Here is an 18,926-nt window from a genome sequence, read left to right on the forward strand (position 1 = left end):
GCGGTTAGGGTTAACAGTCTATTGCTGGCGCGTTCGGCTCGATCAATCGGCTCGAGAGTCAAAGCGTCATGCGCCAACGGTTCAGTCTTGCCCGGCTTCTTGCGTCCACCTCGCTGGTCGCGGCGGTGGCTATGGGTCTTGGCGGCTGCGCGGCGATGTCGAAACTCTCCGATGTCACCGGCTCGGTCGGGCCGCGGGCGGAAGCCGCCCCCACCGATCCCACGCGCGCCGTCGAAGCCTATGGCGAGCGCTATCGCGCCAATCCCAAGGACGCCGACGCGGCACTGGCCTATGGCCAGGCGCTGCGCGCCAACGGTCAGCGCGCCCAGGCCGCCGCCGTGCTCGAGCAGGCGACCATCGCCAATCCCGGCAACAAGGCGCTGCTCGCCCAATATGGCCGAGCGCTCGCCGACAATGGTAATTTCCAGCAGGCCTTCGACGTGCTTGCGAAAGCGCATTCGCCCGACAATCCGGACTGGCGCCTGCTCTCGGTGCAGGGCACAGCGCTCGACCAGATGGGCCGCCACGAGGAGGCGCGCTCCTACTATGCGAGCGCGTTGAAGATCATGCCGGGCGATCCCGGCGTGCTCTCCAATGTCGGCCTGTCCTACATGCTGTCGAAGGAACTGCCCAAGGCCGAAGAGGCATTGCGGCAGGCCTACGCCTCGCCGCGTGCGAGCACCCGGGTACGGCAGAATCTCGGCCTTGTCATCGGCCTCCAGGGGCGCTTTGCGGAAGCCGAGACCATTGTGAAGGCAGACCTGCCGCCGGACCAGGCCGCGGCCAATGTCGCGTATCTGAAGGACATGCTGAGCCGCAGCGACGCCCCGCGCGGCGCACCGAAGCGGACGCCGGTGGCCTCGCTCAGCCAGCCCGACTGATCAGATCTGATCTTCCAGCTTGAAGTCGCGCGCGAACCGCGTGGGGTCCGCCTTGCATCATTGCAACTCGGAGATCTTGATACCGGTCGGTCCGAGAATGACGACGAACAGCACCGGCAGGAAGAACAGGATCATCGGCACCGTCAGCTTCGGCGGCAGCGCGGCCGCCTTCTTCTCGGCCTCGTTCATGCGCATGTCGCGGTTTTCCTGCGCCATGACGCGCAAGGAATGGCCGAGCGGGGTGCCGTAGCGCTCCGCCTGCTGAAGCGCGAGACACACCGATTTGACGCCTTCGAGTCCGGTGCGTCGCGCCAGGTTCTCATAGGCAACCTTGCGGTCCTGCAAATAAGACAGCTCGGCCGTGGTCAGGGTGAACTCTTCCGACAGCGCGATCGACTGGCCGACGATTTCGGTGGCCACCTTCCTGAACGCCATTTCGACCGACATGCCGGACTCGATGCAGATCAGGAGCAGGTCGAGCGCGTCGGGAAAGGCGCGCTTGATCGAGAGCTGACGCTTGGAGATCGCGTTCTTGAGGAACAGCATCGGCGCTTGGAGGCCGAGATAGGAGGCGCCGACACAGATGCCGATCTTGATCGGCATTGATTTCTCCATATGCGCGATCAGGAACACGTACACGACCGAGCCGACGAACAACACGAGCGGGGCCACCATGCGGGCGAACAGGAAGGTGATGTAGGGCGCCTGGCCGCGATAGCCCGCCATGATGAGCTTGTCGCGCGCAGCTTCCTGCGCGAGCCATTTGGTGAGGTTGAAGTCCTCCACGACCCTCGAGACGAGTTGCTTCGGCGTCTGGCGCAGCGTGACCTTCTCGTTCCTGTTGAGGCGTTCGCGCTCGCGCTGGCGGATACGTTCGCGCTCGCTCGCCACCGCCTTCATGCGCTTGGAGAGGCCTTCGCCGGCGAACAGCGGCATCACCAGCGTATAGACGGTGGCGCTGGCGGCGATGGCCGCCAGCAGCATGGTCATGAAGCGGACGTCATGCAGTTTCGAGACGAGGAATTCGACCATACGGCACCGTCAGAAATCGAAGTTGATCATCTTCTTCATCACCATGATGCCGATCGACATCCAGACGACGCATCCGACCAGCATGAGCTGGCCGGTGGGATGGGTCCACAGCAGCGAGATGTAGTGCGGCGTCGTGATATAGACGAGGAACATCACGATCGGCGGCAGCGAGCCGATGATGCCGGCCGAGGCCTTGGCCTCCATCGACATCGCCTGGATCTTTTCCTTCATCTTCTTGCGGTCGCGCAGCACCTTGGAGAGGTTGCCCAGCGCTTCGGCGAGGTTGCCGCCGGACTTCTGCTGAATCGAGATGACGATGCCGAAGAAATTGGCTTCCGGCAGTGGCATGCGATCATAGAGACGCGTGCAGGCCTCGCCGAGCGGCATGCCGATCGCCTGTGTCTCGATGATGGCCAGGAACTCGCTGCGTAGCGGCTCCGGCGCGTCGGCGGCGACGACCTTGATCGATTCGAACAGCGGCAGGCCTGCCTTGATGCCCCGGACGATCACGTCGACCGCATCTGGCAGCGCCTTCAGGAACTTGGCTTCGCGGCGTTTCTTCAGGAAGCCGAGCGCCCAACGTGGCAGGCCGAAGCCGCCGGCAAAGGCGAGGCCGGCGGCGCCGAGCACCCCACCCCCGACGAACAGAGCGATCGCGAACAGCACGCCCGCCACGACGGCGGACGCGATCCAGAACTTCTGCGTTGTCCAGTCGAGCCCTGCCTGCGTCAGGCGGATATTGAGCGGAACGCTCTTCTCCTGCTGGCGCCGCGCCTCGAGATCCTTGAGCGAAGTCTCCACCTGCTCACGGCGCGATCGCTGGCTCTTCTCGGTCTGCTTGGCCACGGGCGCGTCGGCACGCGCGATCGAGGCGCGGCGGCTTTCCGCCTTTCGCTCGCCTGACAGCAGCGGATAAAGGAAGACCCAGCCGATGCCGCCGACGGCGGCGGTCGCGAGGAAGGCGAGGGCGAGGACCTGTATGTTCATGGCCGTGCTGACCTGCTCACGTCGTAGGCGCCACTTCCGCGGCGTCGAGCGCAGCGGCAAGGCGCTTCTCGTCGCCGTAATAGCGGGCGCGTTCCCAGAATTTCGGACGGCCGATGCCGGTCGAGCGGTGCCGCCCGATGATCTTGCCGTTGGCGTCCTCGCCGATCAGGTCGTAGAGGAAGATGTCCTGAGTGATGATGGTGTCGCCTTCCATGCCCATCACCTCGGTGATGTGAGTGATGCGGCGCGAGCCGTCGCGCAGGCGCGCGGCCTGGACGATGACGTCGATCGAGGCGCAGATCATCTCGCGAATCGTGCGCGAGGGCAGGGAAAAGCCGCCCATGGTGATCATCGATTCGCAGCGCGACAGTGCTTCGCGGGGATTGTTGGCGTGCAGCGTCCCCATCGAACCATCGTGGCCGGTGTTCATGGCCTGGAGCAGGTCGAAAGCCTCCGGGCCGCGGACTTCGCCGACGATGATGCGTTCGGGACGCATACGCAGGCAGTTGCGCACCAGCTCGCGCATGGTGACCTGGCCTTCGCCTTCGATGTTGGGCGGGCGGGTTTCGAGCCGCACCACATGGGGCTGCTGCAGCTGCAGTTCGGCCGCGTCCTCGCAGGTGATGACGCGCTCGTCGTGCTCGATATAATTGGTCAGACAGTTGAGCAGCGTGGTCTTGCCCGACCCGGTACCGCCGGAGATCAGCACGTTGCAGCGGACACGGCCGATGATCTGCAGGATTTCCGCGCCCTCCGGCGAGATTGCGCCGAACTTGACCAGCTGATCCAGCGTCAGCTTGTCCTTCCTGAATTTGCGGATGGTGAGGGCGGGGCCGTCGATCGACAGCGGCGGCACGATGGCGTTGACGCGAGAGCCGTCGGCGAGGCGTGCGTCGCAGATCGGCGAGGATTCGTCGACGCGCCGGCCGACCTGACTGACGATGCGCTGGCAGATGTTGAGAAGCTGCTGGTTGTCGCGGAAGCGGATCCCGGTACGCTGGATCTTGCCGCCGACTTCGATGAAGACGGTGCCGGCCCCGTTGACCATGATGTCGGCGATGTCGTCGCGCGCGAGCAGCGGCTCGAGCGGACCATAGCCGAGCACGTCGTTGCAGATGTCGTCGAGCAGTTCCTCCTGCTCGGCGATCGACATCACGATGTTCTTGATCGCGATGATCTCGTTGACGATGTCGCGGATTTCCTCGCGCGCCGACTCGGAATCCAGTTTGGCGAGCTGGGCGAGGTCGATGGCCTCGATCAGCGCGCCGAAGATGGTCGCCTTGACCTCGTAATAATTGTCTGAGCGGCGGGTCTCCATGGCCGGCGCCGGCCTTGCGGGGGCGAGCGGCGGCGAGGCGACGGCCGGCGGGGGCGGCGCGCGCGACACCGCGGGCGCCGGAGCCGAGGCAGGCTCAGGCGACACGGCGCCGGGCTTGGAAGCCCGAGGGTCGGTGTCTGTTCCGCTACGCTTACCGAACACTTAACAACTCCATGCGGCGGCTATTTTCCCCGCAACTTCTCAATCAGGGGTGAAAGGAAGGACGATTTTTGTTTCTTGGTCTCGCTGCGGCCGGTCAGGCGCTGGGCGATCTGAAGGAACATCTCGATCGACTTGTGGTTGGCCGAGATCTCCGCGATCATCTGGCCGTTGTTGGCCGCCGAACCGAAGATCTGCGGCTCGAACGGGATCGAGACGATCGGCTGGCTCTCGATCGCCTTGGCGAACTCGGCGGCGGCGATTTCCGGCCGTTTCGGGACACCGACCTGGTTCAGGCAGTAGAGCGGCGGCCGGTCGTTGGGGCGCGAGGCCTTCAGGAGATCGAACAGGTTCTTGGTGTTGCGCAGATTGGCGAGATCAGGGGCCGCCACGATCAGAATGTCGTCCGCCCCGATCAGGGCGCGCTTGGTCCAGCCGGACCACTGGTGAGGAACGTCGAGCACGATACAGGGCATGGTCGTACGCAATGTGTCGAACACGGCATCGAAGGCGTCCGTGCCGAAATCGTAGACCCGGTCGAGCGTCGCCGGCGCCGCCAGCAGGCTGAGGTGGTCCGTGCACTTCGACAGCAAGCGGTCGATGAAGGCGGTATCGACGCGGTCGGGCGAGAACACGGCGTCCGCAATGCCCTGCGGCGGATCCTGGTTGTAGTCGAGCCCGGCGGTGCCGAAGGCGAGGTCGAGATCGGCAACGACCGCGTCCATCGCGAGGTCGCGCGCGATCGCCCAGGCGACATTGTGGGAGACGGTCGAAGCGCCGACGCCGCCCTTGGCGCCGACCACGGCGATGATGCGGCCGACCGCCTTGGCTTCCGGCGCCGAGAACAGGTTGCAGATCGAGCGCACGACGTCGATTGCACCGACCGGCGCGAGCACATAGTCGCTGACACCGCGACGCACCAGCTCGCGGTAGAGCGTGACATCGTTGATGCGGCCGATCACCACCACGCGGGTGCCGGCGTCGCAGACGGTGGCGAGGTGGTCGAGGCCGGCCAACAGGTCGTTGCGGCCATCGCTCTCGAGCACGATCACGTTCGGCGTGGGCGCCGAACGATAGGCTTCGACCGCGGCCGCCATGCCGCCCATCTGGATCTTCAGGTGGGCCTTGCCGAGACGGCGATCCTCGCCGGCCGACTGCACCGCGGCGGCGGTTTCCACGGTCTCGCAGAAGGCCTGCACGGAAACGCGCGGTGCGGGCGCGATGTGCTCCTCGGCCGGCGGAGTGGGGGTCTCCGGCTGCTCTTCTTGAGTGTGGCGAGCGTAGCTGATCATTTGCCGGTGTCGCTGAGTTTGGCCTTCTCGGCTTCAGGATAGGTGACCGCCGTCGGCATCCCCTTGCGATACTTCTCGAAGGCGGCGTTGCGCCGTATCGTATAGGAAGGTGTCTCAGGCCGCGGCTGCTCGAGGTCCGATGGATTGTCGACCATTGCCGCGAGGTTGCGCTGATAGGCACAGCCGAAATTGTAATACTGCTTGTTCTCGAACCAACCCTTGTTCTTCATCGAGGGGCCGATGTCCTCCGGCCACACGCCGCAGGGGCCTGCGACCGCGGCGATTTTGGAATAGGTGAGTCGGATCGGCGGCAGGAAGCGTTTGTCTTCCGGCTGATAAGGGCGAATGCTGACGCCGCGCGGCGGAACGCCAGCCGCTGCCAGCATCGCTTGAATCTCACGCATCGTATCCGCCACCGGACGCGCATTGGGCGTGCCCGACGGTACGTCGATATGGATGGCGCCGGTGCCTTCGTGCAGCCAGGTCGACGCCACGCCCATCACATCGGCGCGCTGGGCGGCGGTCAGCCCGCCGCGGGCGTGGCCGACGAAGACGACGATCGAGCGGTTCTGCTCCTCGATCGCGATCGGGTGACGCTGCTTGTAGTCGTCGGGAATCGAGGCGGTGACCTCGTCATGCTGACAACCGCCGAGCGCGACGGCGATACCGACGAGCGCGCCACCGATGGCGCGTCTGCGAATCTGGGGTGGTCTTGTGGTCATAACGAAGTCCCCGTTCCGCCTCAGTCGGTGATGAAGCCGTAGGTGCCGCGGTAGCTGCGCGCCGGCTCGGTTTTGCCGGGCACGCCGTAAATGCGGTTGATGTTGCCGATCAGCTCGGCCTGCGGATCCGCGGGCGCCGCGAAGCCGTCGTCCGGACGCGACAGGTCCTTCTGCGCCACTGCGCGCACGACATAGGGCGTCACGATCACGACCAGCTCGGTCGTGTTGTTGACGAAGTCGCGGCTGCGGAACAGCGTGCCGAGGACCGGGAGCTGCATCAGGCCCGGCAATCCGCTGACCGCCTGCTTGGTCTGCTGCTGGATCAGGCCGGCCATCGCCATCGCGCCGCCGGAGGGAATTTCCAGCGAGGTCTCTGCGCGGCGGGTCTTGATCGAGGGCACCGTCAGCGAGTTGACCGAGCTCGAGGTCACGGCCTGCGACAGCGTGATCGAGTTTTCGTTGGACAATTCCGACACTTCGGTCATCACCCGCAGGCTGATCTTGCCCTCGCTCAGCACCACGGGGGTGAAGTTGAGCGAGATTCCAAACTTCTTGAAGCTGATCTGGGTGGTACAGACATGCGTGGTTGGGTCGCACGCATAGCCTGCCGGCACCGGGAATTCACCGCCGGCGATGAAAGTCGCCGATTCGCCCGAGATCGCGGTCAGGTTCGGTTCGGCCAACGTACGGATCACGCCTGCGGTTTCCATTGCGCGCAGAGTGGCCTGCACCGACGGGGTCGCGCCGAACTTCGTGGTCAGATTGTTGCCGTCCACGAGATTGCGGCCAAGAGCGGTGAACGGGTTGGAGTTGGTGAAGCTCACCACCGACGTGCCGTAGTTGAGGTTCGCGGTGAGGTCGATGCCGAGCTGCTTGATGATGCTGCGTGCGACTTCGGCGACCGTCACCTTCAGCATGACCTGGTCGCGGCCCCGAACCACGATCGAGTTCAACACCTTGTCGGCGCCGCCGGCGAGACGCGCGGCGAGATCGTTGGCCTGCTGCGCTTCGAGCGGGTTCGCCGCCGTGCCGCTCAGGACGATGCCGTCGCCGAGGCCGTCGATCTGGATGTCCGCATTGGGCAGGATCTGCTTCAGCGCAGCCCGCGCGCCGTTGAGGTCGCGCTTGACTGCGATGTCATAGGCCGCGATCTGCTGGCCGGCGGAATCGAAGAACACGATGTTGGTCTGGCCGACAGAGGCACCGATGATGTAGGCGCGCTGCGACGAGCGGACCACCGCATTGGCGATCTTGGGATCGGCGACGAGAACGTCCTTGATGTCGCGCGGCAGGTCGATCACGATCGACTTGCCGATGCCAAGCGAGAGGAAGCGCGCGTTCATCTGGCCGTCGGCCGCGACCGGGGCCACGGGGCGGTAGTCGGCGGCGATGACCGGGGCCAACGCCGGATTGAGGGCCAGCGCGAGGGCGGCCGTAAACGACAGGGCGCGGACCACGGAGGTTCGCATCGTCGGCGAATGCGCCCTGCATTTCATATCGAGCGTCCTCATCGTACCTTCGCCGTCTGACTTGGAACGCCGTAGCGAATGACCGAGATGCCGTCTCCGCGGGGCTTTTGCGACTCGTCCAGCGTGTTGTCGCTCATCTTGACGTCGGCAATGCTGCGCAGCGCCAGCGACAGCGTTCCGGCCTGGCGGGACGAGGAAAGCGTCTGAGTCTGAGCGGGATTGAGCTCGAGGGTGACGGTCTTGCCGACCACCGTGTTCTGACCGTCCTTTTCCTTCGGCGCCTGGTCGATGGCCAGCACGCGGATATTGACCAGGATGATCTCGGACGTGACGATGTCAGGGGCGCCGGAGCTCTGGTCCGGATTCTTGAGGCGGCGGGTCAGAAGCACGTCGACGCGGTCGTTAGGCAGGATGAACCCGCCGGCGCCGGTCTCGGGAGAGATTTCGGTGGAGATGGCACGCATTCCACTTGGCAGGATCGCGGCCATGAAGCCCGAACCCTCGGCCTTGACCAGCTTCTGGTCGCGGATCGGCTCGCCCTGGATGAAGGGGGCGCGCGCGATCGAGCCGGTGACCTGGGTCACGCCCTCGGGACGTTCATTGCGGCGGATGAAGGTGGCGCTGGCGGTCGCGGCCGGCCAGGTCTGCCACTGTATGTCTTCCGGCTTCACGGTCTGGCCGAGGCCGATGTCGTTCTTGGCCACCAGCACGTCGACGGTCGGAAGCTGCGCGACCGGAGCCGCCGGAGGCGGCGCAGAATTGTCCGAACCGCTCGCCAGGTACGCGGCGACGCCGCCGGCGCAGATGGCGACCGTCAGGACGACAATGCGTGCCCTATTCATACGCTTCACTTTCCAACAATACGCTGCGACGCTTCCGCCGTCGTAATCGGCAGTTGACCAGCTATTCGTCAAAGCATGGTTAATGAGGCGTATCTAAATCGCCTTAACGCAGGGTTACCCGTGCGTTCAGCGCAGTGCGAGGTGAGCGAGGTCGATCGCTTTCACCCATGCGGTCTCCGGGTAGACCATCAGCGCGCTCATCGCGAGCGCGATGCCGTAGGGAATGCCGCTCTCCTTGGCGTGCAGCCGGGCGAGCCAGGCTTGGCCCGCGAGCCCGTAGGGTAGCGGCCATTGTCGAAACTGGAGCAGGAGCAGCGTCAGCGCGCCGCCGAACAGCGAGGCGTAAAGCAGGAAGTTCATCAACTGTGCGAAGCCGAACCAGAGCGCGACGGAGGCTGCGACCTTCGCATCGCCGCCGCCGACCCAGCCCATCGCAAAGCAGGTGAAGGCTCCGGCCAGGACAAGCGCACCGGCGCCGACATGGTTCAGCATGTCGTAAGGTGCCATGCCACCGGCAATGGCGAGCGCGAAGAAGCCCGCGACCAGCGCCAGCGACACGCGGTTCGAGATGGTCATCGTGAAGAGATCGCTCGCCGCGGCAAACGCCATCAGGGCAGGAAAGAGCAGAAGGCGCGCGAGGTCGAGGATCATGGGCTGCGTCTTGAGGCCTGGTGTGTCGCCGGATCGGGGCGTCGCCGCATGCTAGCCGGCAGTGCTAAACAAACCGACAACGGCGGCGGGGCGCGTTGGAGTCGAAACCCGCCGGCCCCGGTCTCACCAGATGCTGGCAATGCGCGCGGCGAGCGCGACCGTCGCAAGCAGCAGCGCAAGGCAGACCCAATACGTCGGCGCGTCGGTCCGCGCCGCTTCCGCCGGGCTCGCCGCAAATGCGGCATCGGTTCTGTATTTACGCAACGCCACTGGAACTCGCCGTGTCCAAAAAAACAAAGGCCCCGGAGATCCGGGGCTTTTGCCGTCGTGCGTCGGTCGCTTACTTCAGCGACGAGCTGATCGAGCCGAACTTGGTGTTCAGCGTGCTGCCGAGATTGTTGACGACGGTGATGATGGCCAGCGCGATGCCGGCGGCGATCAGGCCGTATTCGATGGCGGTGGCGCCGGATTCATCCTTCACGAAACGCGCGATCAGGTTCTTCATGAACTAAACTCCATCTGGGGTGGGGTCGCCTCATCGGCGCTGTCTTGACGCGATGACCATGAGAGCCGAGCTCTTTCGGTAGAGTTAATTCAACTGGTGAAACCCGGCGCCTGCGCGATGCTTTTGGCCAGAGTGAATTTCGCCTTAAGGCGGCGGTTGCAATTCATTTCTGCTCCGAAGGCGCCACATACGCACCGCCGGCTTCACCCTCCCTTAAATTTCGCGGAGTAGGCGTAGAGAGGATCAGGAATTCCGAAGAGAGGCGACCATGTCGAGCCTACCCATGCAGGTCGCCCTGATGCTCGGCGAGACCATCGAGAAAGTGATCCCCATCACCTTCGCACTCGCGGTGGTCTTCACCGTGCTCGAGCATTTCTGGGCCTGCAATCCCGGCGCGCCGTGGTGGCGCAAGCGGGAGATCGTGACCGACATCTGCTACTGGTTTTTCGTTCCGGTGTTTGCCCGCACCATGCGGATCGGACTTTTGATCGTCGGCGCGGGCGTCGTCTTCAACATCCATGACGCCGACGATCTCATCGCCTTCTACGACAATGGCCACGGCCCGCTGTCGCAGGCGCCGCTATGGGTGCAGGGTGTGCTGTTTCTGGTCCTGTCCGATTTGATGCTGTACTGGCTGCATCGGCTGTTCCACGGCGGCGGGTTCTGGAAGTACCACGCGATCCATCACTCCTCGGAGGAGCTGGGGTGGATTTCCGCGGCGCGCTTCCATCCCGTCAATCTCATGCTCGGCACCATCGGCGTCGACGTCGTGCTGCTGATGGCGGGCATTTCGCCGAACGTCATGATCTGGGTCGGCCCCTTTACCACCTTCCATTCGGCCTTCGTGCACGCCAACCTGAACTGGACCTTCGGCCCGTTCAAATACGTGCTGGCGACGCCGGTGTTCCACCGCTGGCATCACACCTCGCTCGAAGAGGGCGGCGACACCAACTTTGCCGGAACGTTTCCGATCTGGGACATGATGTTCGGCACCTTCCGCATGCCGGAGGGTGAACTGCCGCAGGACTACGGCAAGGACGAAGCGACCATGCCGAAGGAGATCGCGGGCCAGCTCGCCTATCCGTTCCGCCGCTAGGACGTCCCGGGGCCTCCGAGGCAGTAAAACGCCAGTCCGTTCAAACAATAGTCGGCGAATTTGCGGAACGTTCACGAATTGAGGGCAGGTTAGCCGTGTCGGGCGCCGGCTCCGCTTTCCGAATCGTTTCTGCCGGTTTGTGACGTCCCGGGGTAAGAGTATGCGTAAAGAGTTGTTGCGCCGTCGTGCGCGCGTCTGTCTTCTGGTTGCGGCCGCAATGCTGGCTTCGCCGGCCGCTGGCCTTGCGGAGTCCACCGCCGATGCCATCGCCGTCAATGTCGACCAGGCCAAGCTCGTGAGGCTGCCCGGCAAGGTGGCAACCATCGTGGTCGGCAATCCCCTGATCGCTGACGTCACGCTCCAGCCCGGCGGCATGATCGTCGTGACCGGGAAGGGCTATGGCGCCACCAATTTCATCGCGCTCGACCGGGGCGGCGAGATTCTGGTCGATCGCCAGATCCAGGTCGAAGGTCCAAGCGACCGGCTTGTCACCGTCTATCGCGGCATCGAGCGCGAGTCCTATAGCTGCATGCCGATCTGCCAGCGCCGCGTGACGCTCGGCGACAGCGACACCTACTTCAACAATACGATGAGCCAGGCCGGTTCGTTGAGCAACAATGCCAGCGGCAACGGCGGCGCGGCTGCCAAGACGAACTAGCAAGACGAACTAGCCGAACTGGCAAGCCCCGGTTACGGAGCACTCGCGGCGACCGAATTCGCGGTCATCGTGCAGGGATGCCGGTGATGTTTTTCGGCCCGATCACGGCCCGGACACGGCCTACGACCTGCTGAGGGCAGCCGTTGGTTCCGAGATGAAAAAAAGGCCGTGCATCGCGCGCGGCCTTTCCTTTTTCTTGTTCGCTCGAGGTGATTCGAACGCCAGGCAGGCTCAGCCGACGGAGCGCAGATTGTCGGCGGCCGACTTGCCGGACCGACGATCGGCCACGATCTCGTAGGAGACCTTCTGGCCTTCGTTCAGCGTGCCGAGGCCAGCGCGCTCGACGGCGCTGATATGCACGAACACGTCCTGTCCGCCATCGTCGGGCTGAATGAAGCCAAAGCCCTTGGTCGCGTTAAACCACTTCACGGTTCCCATGCTCATGGGGGTAGTCCCTTCTCAGATAACACAATGTAAGAGCCCGCTTGCGCAGGCAGGTTAGATCGAATTTTGGAAGGGTCGTCAGCGTGTCTGAACCGGCTGTACCGGTGGATGCCAATGTCGTCCGGCCGAAAATCGATCGGGTGATTTTATTGGAAACAAGGCACTAAAACAATCCTGACGAGCACGTTTTTTTGATCCGCCGTATTGTCCACGGCGGATCAGCATACAGGCTGGAATTTTACTTCCGCACTGGCGTGCTTGAAGCGGATCAGCGGCGGCGGAACTGGCCACCGCGCTGTCCGGGACGCGGAGGTCCGCCCCCCGTGCTGGGACGTTCGTCCTTGTGGCGGAAAATCAGCCGGCCCTTTTCGAGGTCGTAGGGCGACATCTCCACCGTCACGCGGTCGCCCGCCAGTGTCTTGATGCGGTTCTTCTTCATCTTGCCGGCGGTGTAGGCAACGATTTCGTGCCCGGCGTCGAGTTGCACGCGGTAACGCGCGTCGGGGAGGATTTCGGTGACCAGTCCTTCGAACTGGATCAGCTCTTCCTTAGCCATGAATTTCTCCAGGTCGTGGACGGCTAGTGCGAATAGGGTTTGCGGGTCGGTTGGCCCATCGGCCGACTGTCGCGGCGCAAAAAGGCCACGCCTTGTATCCCATCAGGCTTGCCGGCGCTATGCGCCGAACGCTGTTCCGGTCGGTCGTTTGGCGAAGAATGTTTCTTGCCACCAGACCGGGTGCGGCGAGAGCCGTTCGAGGGCTTCGCGCTGTTGCCAGGCCTTCCGTCGGCATGCCTTCCATCGGCATGCCGTCCGTCACCGTGGCGACCTTCGCCGGGCCTTCCGTCGCTCTGCTTGCCGGCACCATTGCGTCCGTCAGCACGCCGTACGTCACCATGCCTTGCGCCCTGCGGGCGCTGGCCCGGGCGGCTCGACCGGCCGGGGCGTTGCTGCGACGCGGGCGGGCCCGCATCGGCGCGGCCCGCATCCGTGCGGCGGTCTTCCCGCGGCAGCGCCACGCGAATCAGCCGCTCGATGTCACGGAGGTAGCTGAGTTCCTCACCGCCGGCGACCAGCGAGATCGCCGTACCTTCGGCGCCGGCGCGCGCGGTGCGGCCGATGCGGTGGACGTACGTCTCCGGCACGTTCGGCAAGTCGAAATTGATGACGTGGGTGATGCCGTCGACATCGATGCCGCGAGCGGCGATGTCGGTGGCGACCAGCGTGCGGATGTCACCGGAGCGGAACTGCGCCAGCGTCCGCTCGCGATGGTTCTGCGACTTGTTGCCGTGGATGGCGCTGGCGGCGATGCCGGCCTTCTCGAGCGTCTTCACCACCTTGTCTGCGCCGTGCTTGGTGCGGGTGAAGACCAATGCGCGGTTGACCGGCTCCTGTTTCAACAGCTGGGCGAGGAACGCCGGCTTGGCCGAGAAGTCGACCTGGATAATGCGCTGCTCGATGCGCTCCACGGTCGAGGAGACCGGGGTCACCGCGACGCGCGCCGGGTCGCGCAGCATCGCGTCCGCGAGTTCGGCGATGTCCTTGGGCATGGTGGCCGAGAAGAACAGCGTCTGCCGCTTGATCGGCAGCTTGGCGACGATCTTCCGGATGTCGTTGATGAAGCCCATGTCGAGCATGCGGTCGGCCTCGTCGAGCACGAGGAATTCGACGCTCGAAAGCTTCAATCCGTTGCTCTGGACGAGGTCGAGCAGGCGGCCCGGGGTCGCGACCAGGACCTCGACGCCCTGCATCAGCGAGCGGACCTGGCGGCCCATCGGCACGCCGCCGATGGCGAGTGTCGAGGACAGACGGAGGTGGCGGCCATAGGCATTGAAGCTGTCGAGGATCTGGCCGGACAATTCGCGGGTCGGCGACAGCACCAGCACGCGGGCTGTCTTGGGTTGCACCTTGATGCGGTGCTCGAGCAGGCGGTGCAGGATCGGCAGCGCGAAGGACGCGGTCTTGCCGGTGCCGGTCTGGGCGATGCCGACCACGTCGCGGCCGGTCAATGCCAGCGGGATGGTCTGGGCCTGGATGGGGGTGGGGGTGACGTAGTTCTCTTCGGCGAGGGCACGCGCGATGGGCTCGGCGAGGCCGAAGTCCTGAAAGGAGGTCAAAAGGTGGGTTCTTTCCATGTCGAAAGCAGGCGCCCGGCGCAGTCAGCGGGGCACGCGCAATGAGGGTGTCGAATGGACACCTGCGTGTTTGGGGTGTCGGATGGCTTGGTTGAGATGGGGCAAGCCAGACGCCCGTACGGGCTTAAGAACACGCGGCTCGCAACGACCCCTTGATTCGCAAGAGGTCTCAGGACCCATATGGAACATTGGCGGGGCACTTTCAAGGCAGGCCGGCCCCAAATGGTGATTGCAGTGCAAAAATAGTTATGCCGGAAATTTAGACAGGGGCGCAATTTTGCTCAAATAATAAGCTGATTGCCGCATTAGCGTACATTTTATTCGCCTGGTTTTTAATCGATGGGACTGCGGCTAAAGTTTGATTTTGACGTAATTGATAAGGTAAATCAACAACTTGCCGGGTACTCAACCCATGGCATGGTTCTTGCGATTCCGTTAATCGCAGGCGGCCGTGGGGCCGTTTCGCAGCGTCTTATTTCACGTCTGCGTCAGGGAGATGATACAATCATGCTTACCAAATCCACTCACGATATAGCGGCGTCATTTAGCCGCCGCGGCGTGCTCGCCGCGACCGCCGGACTGATGCTCGGTCTGGCCTCATTGACCGGCGCGAAGGCCGCCGACGACACCATCAAGGTCGGTGTGCTGCACTCCCTTTCCGGCACCATGGCCATCAGCGAAACCACGCTGAAGGACACCATCCTCTTTCTGATCGACGAGCAGAACAAGAAGGGCGGCGTGAACGGCAAGAAGCTTGAAGCCGTCGTCGTCGACCCCGCCTCCAACTGGCCGCTGTTCGCTGAAAAGGCGCGCGAGCTGATCACCAAGGACAAGGTCTCGGTCGTGTTCGGCTGCTGGACCTCGGTGTCGCGCAAATCGGTGCTCCCGGTGTTCAAGGAGCTGAACAGCATCCTGTTCTATCCCGTGCAGTACGAGGGTGAGGAAAGCGAGCGCAACGTGTTCTACACGGGTGCCGCGCCGAACCAGCAGGCGATCCCCGCCGTCGACTACCTGATGAAGGACGAGAAGGTGAAGCGTTGGGTGCTCGCGGGCACCGACTACGTCTATCCGCGCACCACCAACAAGATCCTGGAAGCCTATCTGAAGTCGAAGGGTGTCGCCCAGGCAGACATCATGATCAACTACACGCCGTTCGGTCACTCCGACTGGCAAACGATCGTGGCCGACATCAAGAAGTTCGGCTCGGCCGGCAAGAAGACCGCGGTGGTCTCGACCATCAACGGTGACGCCAACGTTCCCTTCTACAAGGAGCTCGGCAACCAGGGCATCAAGGCCAAGGACATCCCGGTCGTCGCGTTCTCGGTGGGTGAGGAAGAGCTCGCCGGCATCGACACCAAGCCGCTGCTCGGTCACCTCGCCGCCTGGAACTACTTCGAGTCGATCAAGACTCCGGCGAACGAGAAGTTCATCAAGGAGTGGCAGGCCTACACCAAGAACCCGAAGCGCGTGACCAACGATCCGATGGAAGCGCACGTGATCGGCTTCAACATGTGGGTCAAGGCGGTCGAGAAGGTGAAGTCGACCGATCCGGACAAGGTGATCGCCGCGCTCCCCGGCATCGAAGCACCGAACCTGACCGGTGGCACCTCGAAGATGCTGCCGAACCACCACATCACCAAGCCCGTGTTCATCGGCGAGATCAAGGCGAACGGCCAGTTCGACGTGGTCTGGAAGACGCCGGGTCTCGTTGCGGGCGACGCCTGGTCGAAGGAGCTCGAGGGCTCCAAGGACCTGGTCGGCGACTGGGTTGAGAAGAAGTGCGGCAACTACAACGTCAAGACCAACAAGTGCCTCGGCTCGGGCTCCTGATCCAAGGGGTTCTGATCCAAGCGCATCCGATCCAAGGGCTTCAGATCGAAGCCTGACGGCTCACTGCACGACCGGAGAAGGCGGCGATCCCGCCGCCTTCTCCACTCTTTTCTGCCGGGGTCAATCACAGTGCCAGCCAATTTGTCCGCTCGTCTCTGTTCGCTTGTGCTCTCGTTGTTCCTGATCGCGTTCGCGCTGCCGGCCTTCGCCGGTCCGTTCGAGGATGCGGTCGCCAAATTCGCCAACGACGATTTTTCCGACACTGAGGAAGCGATCGGCGCGGTCGCGAGCAGCGGCAATCCGTTAGCCTATCCCATCATCAGCGCGCTCCAGGACGGCCGTCTGATGGCCGATCCCGACAGCAAGAAAGTTTACGTCACCGGCGCCGACGGCAAGTCGATCGACGCCGCGACCGGCCAGCCTGTCGCCAGCGTTCCCGACAGCGCGAGCGCGGTGCGTCTCAACAATCGTCTGCGCCGCAGCGTCGACGCCGCGGTCGGCGGTCTCACGCTTCAGTCGCCGGATATCGGAACGCGCCTGCAGGCTGCGCAATCCGTCTTCAAGTCGCATGAGGAGACGGCGCTCGATGCCGTCGAAAGCGCGCTCGCCAAGGAAACCAACAAGTCGGTCAAGACCGTGCTGGGCGAGGCGCGCGCGGCGATCCTGCTCTCCAAATCCGACGCCACCGAAGTGCAGAAGCTCGAGGCGGTCGCCACCATCAAAGCGCGCGCCGACCAGGAAGCGCTCGCTCTCCTCACCGGCATCGGCAGCGATCAGCCCGCCTCGGTAACGAACGCCGCTGCGAGCGCAATCGGCTCGATCCAGAGCTCGCTGGCAATCTGGTCCATGGTGCAGAATGCCTGGTACGGCCTCTCGCTCGGCTCGGTGCTGCTGCTCGCCGCGATCGGGCTCGCCATCACCTTCGGCGTGATGGGCGTCATCAACATGGCCCATGGCGAGATGGTGATGATCGGCGCCTACGTCACCTTTGTGGTGCAGGAGGTGATCCGCACCCGCTATCCCGGCCTGTTCGACTACTCGCTGCTGATCGCCGTGCCGCTCGCCTTCCTCGTCGCCGGCGCGCTCGGCGTCGTGATCGAGCGCAGCATCATCCGTTTTCTCTATGGCCGGCCGCTGGAGACGCTGCTTGCGACCTGGGGCCTGTCGCTGGTGTTGCAACAGGCGGTGCGCACCATGTTCGGCCCGACCAACCGCGAGGTCGGCAATCCCTCCTGGATGAGCGGCGCCTTCGAGCTCGGCCAGATCACCATCACCTATAACCGGCTCTGGATCCTCTGCTTCACGCTCGCCGTGTTCGCGATCCTGCTCGCGATGCTGCGCTACACCGCGCTGGGGCTCGAGATGCGCGCGGTGACGCAGAACCGCCGGATGGCGGCGTCGATGGGCATCGCCACCTCGCGCGTCGACGCGCTGACCTTCGGCCTCGGCTCGGGCATTGCCGGCATCGCCGGCGTGGCGCTGTCGCAGATCGACAATGTCAGCCCCAATCTCGGCCAGAGCTACATCATCGACAGCTTCATGGTCGTGGTGTTCGGCGGCGTCGGCAATCTCTGGGGCACGCTGGTCGGCGCCTTCACGCTCGGCATCGCCAACAAGTTCCTGGAGCCGGTCGCCGGCGCCGTGCTCGGCAAGATCGCCATCCTGGTTCTCATCATCCTGTTCATTCAAAAGCGCCCGCGCGGACTGTTCGCGCTCAAGGGCCGTGCGGTGGAAGCATGACCCCTCACATGCTGACGCGATCGCTCGACCGCGGCGCAACGATCTTTCTCGCCGTCGTCGCGGCCTGCGGAATCCTGATCCCGCTTTCCAACCTGCTGCTGCCAGCTGGCTCGTTCCTGCAAGTGCCGACCTACCTCGTCGCGCTCTGGGGCAAATATGTCTGCTACGCGCTCCTCGCACTCTCGATCGACCTGATCTGGGGCTATTGCGGCATTCTCTCGCTCGGCCACGGCGCGTTCTTCGCGCTCGGCGGTTACGCTATGGGCATGTACCTGATGCGGCAGATCGGCACCCGCGGCGTCTACGGCAATCCGGTCCTGCCGGACTTCATGGTGTTCCTGAATTATTCCAAGCTGCCCTGGTACTGGTACGGCTTCGACATGTTCTGGTTCGCGGCGCTGATGGTGCTGTTCGTGCCCGGCCTGCTCGCGTTCTGCTTCGGCTGGCTCGCCTTCCGCTCCCGCGTCACCGGCGTCTACCTGTCGATCATCACGCAGGCGATGACCTATGCGCTGCTGCTCACCTTCTTCCGCAACGATTTCGGCTTCGGCGGCAACAACGGCCTGACCGACTTCAAGGATATCTGGGGCTTCAACGTGCAGGCGGAGGGTACCCGTGCCGCGCTGTTTGCCCTGAGCTGCCTGGCCTTGATCGTCGGCTTCCTGATCTGCCGGGCCATCGTCTCGTCCAAGCTCGGCAAGGTGCTGATCGCGGTGCGCGATGCGGAATCACGCACGCGCTTCCTTGGTTATCGTGTCGAATCCTACAAGCTGTTCGTGTTCACGGTCTCTGCCTGCATGGCCGGCGTCGCCGGCGCGCTTTACGTGCCGCAGGTCGGTATCATCAATCCATCCGAATTCGCGCCGGGCAACTCGATCGAGGCGGTGATCTGGGTCGCGGTCGGCGGCCGCGGCACGCTGGTCGGCGCGGCGCTGGGTGCCGTCGTCGTCAACTACGCAAAAACGGTCTTCACCTCCGGCATGCTCGCGCCGTACTGGCTGTTCATGCTGGGTGCCATGTTCATCCTTGTGACGCTGCTGCTGCCAAAGGGTATCGTCGGCACCTTCAATGCCTGGTGGGAATCGTCGAAAGAAAAACGCTCCGCTGAGGCCACCGCGAGCGCGGCGGCCGAAGACGGCGTCACCGAACCGAAGTTGGCGGAGTAGG

At 63.9% G+C, this 18,926-nt stretch carries 19 protein-coding genes; 6 read left to right on the forward strand and 13 right to left on the reverse strand.

The window, feature by feature from the left end; all coding sequences use genetic code 11:
• Positions 1-68: 68 nt before the first annotated feature.
• The gene (locus tag IVB18_RS03910) at positions 69-881 is read left to right on the forward strand and encodes a tetratricopeptide repeat protein (RefSeq protein WP_247988028.1); all 813 of its coding nucleotides are present in this window, start codon (positions 69-71) and stop codon (positions 879-881) included.
• Positions 882-938: 57 nt separating this feature from the next.
• On the opposite strand, the gene IVB18_RS03915 is transcribed toward IVB18_RS03910, so the two are convergent.
• The 10 genes from IVB18_RS03915 to IVB18_RS03960 form a co-directional block, all read right to left on the reverse strand.
• Complete coding sequence (locus tag IVB18_RS03915; RefSeq protein ID WP_247988029.1) at positions 939-1,913, reverse strand: type II secretion system F family protein; 975 nt, start codon at positions 1,911-1,913, stop codon at positions 939-941.
• Between the two features lie 9 nt (positions 1,914-1,922).
• Positions 1,923-2,900, reverse strand: coding sequence for a type II secretion system F family protein (locus IVB18_RS03920; protein ID WP_247988030.1), 978 nt, complete (start codon positions 2,898-2,900; stop codon positions 1,923-1,925).
• 16 nt (positions 2,901-2,916) lie between these two features.
• The gene (locus IVB18_RS03925) at positions 2,917-4,380 is read right to left on the reverse strand and encodes a CpaF family protein (RefSeq protein ID WP_247988031.1); all 1,464 of its coding nucleotides are present in this window, start codon (positions 4,378-4,380) and stop codon (positions 2,917-2,919) included.
• Positions 4,381-4,400: 20 nt separating this feature from the next.
• A complete protein-coding gene (locus IVB18_RS03930) occupies positions 4,401-5,669 on the reverse strand; it encodes an AAA family ATPase (protein ID WP_247988032.1) in 1,269 nt (422 codons plus the stop codon).
• Positions 5,666-6,391, reverse strand: a complete 726-nt coding sequence (locus tag IVB18_RS03935; RefSeq protein ID WP_247988033.1) for a CpaD family pilus assembly protein — start codon at positions 6,389-6,391, stop codon at positions 5,666-5,668. The genes IVB18_RS03930 and IVB18_RS03935 overlap by 4 nt, the downstream gene beginning before the upstream one ends.
• A 20-nt stretch (positions 6,392-6,411) precedes the next feature.
• Positions 6,412-7,887 carry a type II and III secretion system protein family protein gene (locus tag IVB18_RS03940; RefSeq protein ID WP_247991953.1) on the reverse strand — a complete coding sequence of 492 codons (1,476 nt, stop codon included), beginning with the start codon at positions 7,885-7,887 and terminating at the stop codon, positions 6,412-6,414.
• 11 nt (positions 7,888-7,898) lie between these two features.
• The gene (gene cpaB / locus IVB18_RS03945) at positions 7,899-8,702 is read right to left on the reverse strand and encodes a Flp pilus assembly protein CpaB (RefSeq protein ID WP_247988034.1); all 804 of its coding nucleotides are present in this window, start codon (positions 8,700-8,702) and stop codon (positions 7,899-7,901) included.
• A 126-nt stretch (positions 8,703-8,828) separates the two neighbouring features.
• Positions 8,829-9,353, reverse strand: coding sequence for a prepilin peptidase (locus IVB18_RS03950; protein WP_247988035.1), 525 nt, complete (start codon positions 9,351-9,353; stop codon positions 8,829-8,831).
• Between the two features lie 123 nt (positions 9,354-9,476).
• Complete coding sequence (locus IVB18_RS03955; protein ID WP_247988036.1) at positions 9,477-9,623, reverse strand: hypothetical protein; 147 nt, start codon at positions 9,621-9,623, stop codon at positions 9,477-9,479.
• Between the two features lie 70 nt (positions 9,624-9,693).
• Positions 9,694-9,858 (reverse strand): Flp family type IVb pilin, encoded by a 165-nt coding sequence (locus IVB18_RS03960; RefSeq protein WP_247988037.1) that lies wholly within the window; start codon positions 9,856-9,858, stop codon positions 9,694-9,696.
• 268 nt (positions 9,859-10,126) lie between these two features.
• Here IVB18_RS03960 and IVB18_RS03965 point away from each other — a divergent pair, with 268 nt between their 5' ends.
• A complete protein-coding gene (locus tag IVB18_RS03965) occupies positions 10,127-10,954 on the forward strand; it encodes a sterol desaturase family protein (RefSeq protein WP_247988038.1) in 828 nt (275 codons plus the stop codon).
• A gap of 160 nt (positions 10,955-11,114) precedes the next feature.
• Positions 11,115-11,612 (forward strand): pilus assembly protein N-terminal domain-containing protein, encoded by a 498-nt coding sequence (locus IVB18_RS03970; protein WP_247988039.1) that lies wholly within the window; start codon positions 11,115-11,117, stop codon positions 11,610-11,612.
• 231 nt (positions 11,613-11,843) lie between these two features.
• Here the strand turns inward: IVB18_RS03970 and IVB18_RS03975 are convergent, their stop codons facing one another.
• The 3 genes from IVB18_RS03975 to IVB18_RS03985 form a co-directional block, all read right to left on the reverse strand.
• Positions 11,844-12,056 (reverse strand): cold-shock protein, encoded by a 213-nt coding sequence (locus tag IVB18_RS03975; RefSeq protein WP_247988040.1) that lies wholly within the window; start codon positions 12,054-12,056, stop codon positions 11,844-11,846.
• Between the two features lie 268 nt (positions 12,057-12,324).
• A complete protein-coding gene (infA, locus tag IVB18_RS03980; RefSeq protein WP_247304828.1) occupies positions 12,325-12,612 on the reverse strand; it encodes a translation initiation factor IF-1 in 288 nt (95 codons plus the stop codon).
• Between the two features lie 23 nt (positions 12,613-12,635).
• Positions 12,636-14,189: a DEAD/DEAH box helicase gene (locus tag IVB18_RS03985; RefSeq protein ID WP_247988041.1), complete on the reverse strand. Its 1,554-nt coding sequence runs from the start codon at positions 14,187-14,189 to the stop codon at positions 12,636-12,638.
• A gap of 507 nt (positions 14,190-14,696) precedes the next feature.
• Here IVB18_RS03985 and urtA point away from each other — a divergent pair.
• The 3 genes from urtA (at position 14,697) to urtC (ending at position 18,925) form a co-directional block, all read left to right on the forward strand.
• Positions 14,697-16,019, forward strand: a complete 1,323-nt coding sequence (urtA, locus tag IVB18_RS03990) for an urea ABC transporter substrate-binding protein (RefSeq protein WP_247988042.1) — start codon at positions 14,697-14,699, stop codon at positions 16,017-16,019.
• 129 nt (positions 16,020-16,148) lie between these two features.
• Positions 16,149-17,759, forward strand: a complete 1,611-nt coding sequence (urtB, locus tag IVB18_RS03995) for an urea ABC transporter permease subunit UrtB (protein WP_247988043.1) — start codon at positions 16,149-16,151, stop codon at positions 17,757-17,759.
• Entirely contained in the window at positions 17,756-18,925 is a 1,170-nt protein-coding gene (gene urtC / locus IVB18_RS04000) for an urea ABC transporter permease subunit UrtC (RefSeq protein ID WP_247988044.1), read from the forward strand. Before urtB ends, urtC begins: the two co-directional genes overlap by 4 nt.
• Position 18,926: the final 1 nt, after the last annotated feature.

Origin of the sequence: Bradyrhizobium sp. 186 (assembly GCF_023101685.1) — a bacterium.
In the GTDB taxonomy this organism is placed as follows: Bacteria; Pseudomonadota; Alphaproteobacteria; order Rhizobiales; family Xanthobacteraceae; genus Bradyrhizobium.